Consider the following 1,393-nt stretch of genomic DNA (forward strand, 5'->3'; position numbering starts at 1 on the left):
TCCCAGTCCCAAGTCCCTAATCCCCACTCCCCACTCACTCTAAACTATGGGATTGATTGAACAATTGCGACGGCGAACTCCTCTTGGATGGCTACAACTGAGTCATGAAAAAAGTCGTCTGTTGGTGGCATTGTTAGGCATTGCTTTTGCGGATCTTCTGATGTTTATGCAGCTGGGTTTTCAGACTGCGTTGTATGACAGTAACACCAGACTACATCGCAGTTTGCAAGCAGACATTGTTTTAATTAGTCCCCAAGCCCGTAATTTGCCTAGCTTATCTACCTTTTCTCGGCGGCGACTTTACCAAGCAATGGATATACCAGGGGTAAATTCGGCAGAACCAGTGTATTTAAATAACACAATCTGGAAAAATCCTTTAACACGCCGCGAGACTGGGGTGTTGGTTATTGGCTTTAATCCAGACAAGCCAGCTTTTGACTTACCAGATGTTAATCGGCAATTGGAGGCAATCAAGCTGCCTGGTGCGGCGTTGTTTGACCGTGGTGCTAGAGGAGATTATCAACAAGCGATCGCTCAAATTGAGGAAGGTAAAATCGTAACTGCGGAAATAGAACGCCGCACAGTTATCATTAGCGGTTTATTCCAAGTCGGGGCTTCCTTTGGTGCTGAAGGTAACTTAATTACCAGCGATCGAGGTTTTTTGCGGCTATTTTCTGGACGACAGTCTAGCAGCGTCAGTTTAGGGTTGATTAAGGTCAAACCTGGCTATGACCCGAAAAAAGTCGCAGCAATGCTCAAAGCCTACCTCAGAAATGATGTCAGAGTCTTAACCCACAAAGAATTTATTGAATTTGAAAATAATTTTTGGAGAACAAATTCCCCAATTGGATTTATTTTCAATCTTGGTGTATCGATGGGTTTCGTGGTGGGCATAATTATTGTTTATCAAGTCCTTTCCACTGATGTTAATGCCCACGTCCGAGAATACGCCACCTTCAAAGCAATGGGATATCGCAATTATTACTTGCTAGGTGTGGTGTTTGAAGAATCTTTAATATTAGCAGTACTAGGTTTTTTTCCCGGATTGGCAGTATCCTTAGGACTTTACCAACTAACTCGCAAAGTTACAAATTTGCCCATGTACATAACAGTATTTCGGGCATTACAAGTATTACTGCTAACTATAATTATGTGCGTAATTTCGGGTGCGATCGCCACCCGCAAACTCCAAGCCACTGACCCTGCTGATATGTTTTAAAAAATGGGCATGGGGTATGAAGAGGATCAGGGAGATGAGGAGGTAGGGAGCAGCCCAATACTGGTCGGTTAAGGATTTTAAACTGGAATTTGGTTTGGGGAAAAGGTGAGCCAGCGCGGTCTTGGGGGTTTCCCCCATGAGCGACTGGCGTTAGCGTCAGCGTTAGCGACGAAG

The 1,393-nt window shown here is 44.4% G+C and carries 1 protein-coding gene; it reads left to right on the forward strand.

Annotated features, from left to right (window positions below; all coding sequences use genetic code 11):
• Positions 1-46 precede the first annotated feature (46 nt).
• On the forward strand, positions 47-1,219 hold the full coding sequence (gene devC / locus GNE10_RS34465) for an ABC transporter permease DevC (RefSeq protein WP_099066213.1): 1,173 nt from the start codon (positions 47-49) through the stop codon (positions 1,217-1,219).
• The last annotated feature ends 174 nt before the right edge of the window (positions 1,220-1,393 follow it).

This window comes from Nostoc sp. 2RC (genome assembly GCF_014222165.1).
GTDB classification, from domain to species: domain Bacteria; phylum Cyanobacteriota; class Cyanobacteriia; order Cyanobacteriales; family Nostocaceae; genus Nostoc; species Nostoc linckia.

Coding starts and splice junctions, on each gene's coding strand:
- devC (WP_099066213.1), top strand. CDS start 47: ATGGGATTGATTGAACAATTGCGACGGCGAACTCCTCTTGGATGGCTA.